Below are 4,127 nucleotides of genomic sequence, written 5' to 3'. Positions count from 1 at the left end.
ACCGTGGTGCGTGCGCTGCGGATGAAGGCACTGGCCCGCGACTCGGCCGGCCTGGGCAGCGCCGCCCGCGAGCGCAATATCGCCGGGCGGGTGCTACTGACCAGTCGACGCGTTCCGACCGAGACCGAAGTGCTGCTGGTTGACGACATCATCACGACCGGTGCGACCGCCCGCGAGTCGGTCCGCGTCCTGCAAAACGCCGGAAAACGGGTGTGCGCTGTGCTGGCGTTGGCCGCCGCGTGAGCGTTTGTGAAGAACTCGCAACGGGTGGATCAAAACACTGGAACTACCACCGACAGGAGGTCTACCGTCGGGATCAAGCACCTTGAACGCCTCAAGTTAGCGCACTCCAAGTAGGCGCCACGCAACCGACGACGGTAGGAGGTGAGTTCTCGACTCCTTGCACCGGCGGGCGGCCAGGCACGACATCAACCCCGTCGGCGCGTGTATCTGGAAGCCGGCACGCCGCGTGCGTGCAACGCGAGAGAAACGAGTTGTCAAGTTATGTCAAGACTCACCGTAGATTCCGGTCAGCTTGTCGCCGAACTACCGGTAGCAGCCGACGAGCCAGACGAACCGACACCGCACGCCGAGGTCGTCGTCAAAGGCCGCAATGTCGAGATCCCCGACCACTTCCGCATCTACGTCTCGCAGAAACTCGCCCGCCTGGAACGGTTCGACCGGACTATCTACCTGTTCGACGTCGAACTCGACCACGAACCCAACCGACGTCAACGTAAGTCCTGTCAGCATGTCGAGATCACTGCTCGCGGTCGCGGGCCGGTGGTCCGCGGTGAGGCCTGTGCCCATAGCTTCTATGGCGCTTTCGAAGGCGCGGTCGCCAAGCTGGAAGCCCGGCTGCGTCGCGTCAAGGATCGCCGCAAGGTGCACTACGGCGACAAGACCCCAGTCTCGCTGGCCGCGGCGACCGCTGTCGTCCCGCCCGAGCCGGCCTTCGACAGCGCGGCCGCAGCGGCGCCGGACCACGACGGTGGCGCTAAAGACAATGGACACCACGAGCCGGGCCGGGTGGTGCGCACCAAGGAACACACCGCCAAGCCGATGTCAGTCGACGACGCGCTCTACGAGATGGAGCTGGTCGGCCACGACTTTTTCCTGTTCTACGACAAGCACACCGAACGCCCGTCGGTGGTCTACCGTCGGCACGCCTACGACTACGGCCTGATCCGGCTGGCCTGACGCGAAGGGCTCGCCCGACGACGATGCGGGCCGTGAGCGGCCCGTGGTGGGGGTCCCCCCAGCCGCGGAGCGGCGAGGGGGCGAGTCGGGCAATCAGGTTTCAGCTTGCCGTCACCTAGGATGGGGGACGCAAAACACTCCGATCCGTAGGGGACAAAGCTGTGCTGGATAAGTTGCTGCGACTTGGCGAAGGTCGCACGGTCAAGCGCCTCAAGCGGGTGGCCGACTACGTCAACACCTTGTCCGACGAGGTCGAGAAACTGACCGACGCTCAACTGCGGGCCAAGACCGACGAGTTCAAGAAGCGACACGCCGACGGGGAAAGTCTCGACGACCTGCTGCCCGAGGCGTTTGCGGTCTCCCGTGAAGCCGCGTGGCGGGTGCTGGACCAGCGTCCGTTCGACGTGCAGGTGATGGGCGCCGCCGCGCTGCACTTCGGCAATGTCGCCGAGATGAAGACCGGTGAAGGTAAAACCCTGACCTCGGTGCTCCCGGCTTACCTCAACGGCATCGGCGGCCAGGGTGTGCACATCGTCACCGTCAACGACTACCTGGCCAAGCGCGACAGCGAGTGGATGGGCCGGGTGCACCGCTTCCTCGGCCTGGACGTCGGGGTGATCCTGGCGCAGATGACGCCGGACGAGCGGCGCATCGCCTATGCCGCCGACATCACCTACGGCACCAACAACGAGTTCGGCTTCGACTACCTGCGCGACAACATGGCCCATTCGCTGGAAGAGTGCGTCCAGCGCGGCCACAACTTCGCGATCGTCGACGAGGTCGACTCGATCCTGATCGACGAAGCCCGCACCCCGCTGATCATCTCTGGGCCCGCCGAGGGCGGCTCCAACTGGTACACCGAGTTCGCCCGGCTGGCGCCGCTGATGGAGAAAGACGTCCACTACGAGGTCGACCTACGCAAGCGCACCGTCGGCGTGCACGAGCTTGGCGTGGAATTCGTCGAGGACCAACTCGGCATCGACAACCTCTACGAGGCCGCCAACTCGCCGCTGGTCAGCTACCTCAACAACGCCCTGAAAGCCAAGGAGCTGTTCGCCCGCGACAAGGACTACATCGTGCGCGACGGCGATGTGGTCATCGTCGACGAGTTCACCGGCCGGGTTTTGGTTGGGCGGCGCTACAACGAGGGCATGCACCAGGCCATCGAGGCCAAAGAGCACGTCGAGATCAAGGCCGAGAATCAGACGCTGGCCACGATCACGCTGCAGAACTACTTCCGGCTCTACGACAAGCTCTCCGGCATGACCGGGACGGCGCAAACCGAGGCCGCCGAGCTGCACGAGATCTACAAGCTCGGCGTCGTCACCATCCCGACGAACAAGCCGATGGTCCGCACCGACCAGTCCGACCTGATCTACAAGACCGAGGAAGCCAAGTACATCGCCGTCGTCGACGATGTCAGCGAGCGCTACGAGATGGGCCAGCCGGTGCTTATCGGTACAACCAGCGTGGAGCGCTCGGAGTACCTGTCGCGCCAATTCCAGAAGCGGCGTATCCCGCACAACGTGCTCAACGCCAAATACCACGAGCAGGAGGCCGGCATCATCGCCGAGGCCGGCCGACGCGGCGCCATCACGGTCGCCACCAACATGGCCGGCCGCGGCACCGACATCGTGTTGGGCGGCAACGTCGACTTTCTCACCGACAAGCGGTTGCGTGCGCGAGGCCTCGACCCGGTGGAGACACCCGACGACTACGAGCACGCTTGGCACGAGGAGCTGCCGGTGGTCAAGGCCGAGGCCAGCGACGAGGCCGAGGAAGTGATCGAGGCCGGCGGTCTGTACGTGTTGGGTACCGAGCGGCACGAGTCGCGGCGTATCGACAACCAGCTGCGTGGCCGCTCTGGTCGCCAGGGCGACCCCGGTGAGTCGCGCTTCTATCTGTCGCTGGGCGACGAGTTGATGCGCCGCTTCAACGGCGCGGCGCTGGAAACGCTGCTGACCCGACTCAACCTGCCCGACGACGTGCCCATTGAAGCCAAGATGGTGACCCGCGCGATCAAGAGCGCGCAGACCCAAGTCGAGCAGCAGAACTTCGAGGTCCGCAAGAACGTCCTCAAATACGACGAGGTGATGAACCAGCAGCGCAAGGTCATCTATGAACAGCGACGGCGCATCCTCGAAGGCGAGAATTTGCAGGGGCAATCGCACGACATGCTCGTCGACGTGATCACCGCCTACGTGGACGGGGCAACCGCCGAGGGTTACTCCGAGGACTGGGATCTCGAGAAGCTCTGGGAGGCGCTGAAGACGCTGTATCCGGTTGGGATCGACCACAACAACCTGATCGACTCCGAGGCGATCGGTGAGCCCGGTGAGCTCACCCGCGAGGAATTGCTCGACGCGTTGGTCGAAGACGCCGAACGCGCCTACGCGGTGCGGGAGGCCGAGCTGGAGGAACTCGCCGGCGAGGGCGCGATGCGCCAACTGGAACGCAACGTGTTGCTCAACGTCATCGACCGCAAGTGGCGAGAGCACCTCTACGAGATGGACTACCTCAAAGAGGGCATCGGCCTGCGCGCGATGGCACAGCGCGATCCACTGGTGGAGTACCAGCGCGAGGGCTTCGACATGTTCACCGGCATGCTCGAGGGCCTCAAGGAAGAGTCGGTCGGCTTCTTGTTCAACGTCTCTGTCGAGGCGGTACCCGCCCCGCAGGTAGGCCCGGTCTTGGAAACGGGTGAAGTGCCGCAGGACCTGGCGGAGTTCGCCACTGCTGCCGCGGCAAGCGCACAGCAGCGGGCTACTGGTGGGACAGCCCGGTCGCATGAGCCCGCAACTGCTTTGCGCGCCAAAGGAATTCAGACTGAATCTCCTGCCTTGACGTATTCCGGGCCCGCCGAGGACGGTTCTGCGCAAGTGCAGGGCAACGGTGACGCGCAGCAGGCGGTGGCCGGGGCCGGGGGG

3 protein-coding genes are annotated in these 4,127 nt (G+C 64.7%); all 3 read left to right on the top strand.

Features of this window, described 5'->3' with window-relative positions; genetic code table 11:
• Window positions 1-243, top strand: a 243-nt coding sequence (locus tag WB785_RS10795) for a ComF family protein (protein WP_424079048.1), incomplete at its 5' end; no start/stop codon positions are given.
• Window positions 244-504: 261 nt separating this feature from the next.
• Window positions 505-1,200, top strand: a complete 696-nt coding sequence (hpf, locus tag WB785_RS10790; RefSeq protein WP_424079047.1) for a ribosome hibernation-promoting factor, HPF/YfiA family — start codon at window positions 505-507, stop codon at window positions 1,198-1,200.
• Window positions 1,201-1,361: 161 nt separating this feature from the next.
• Window positions 1,362-4,127, top strand: a 2,766-nt coding sequence (secA, locus tag WB785_RS10785; RefSeq protein WP_424079046.1) for a preprotein translocase subunit SecA, incomplete at its 3' end; no start/stop codon positions are given.

Origin of the sequence: Mycobacterium sp., assembly GCF_049585075.1 — a bacterium.
Taxonomy (GTDB): Bacteria; Actinomycetota; Actinomycetes; order Mycobacteriales; family Mycobacteriaceae; genus Mycobacterium.
This window is presented reverse-complemented; position numbering and strand designations above follow the sequence as displayed.

Excerpts from the sequence above, each read along its gene's own strand:
- hpf (WP_424079047.1), top strand. The coding sequence starts at position 505 with ATGTCAAGACTCACCGTAGATTCCGGTCAGCTTGTCGCCGAACTACCG.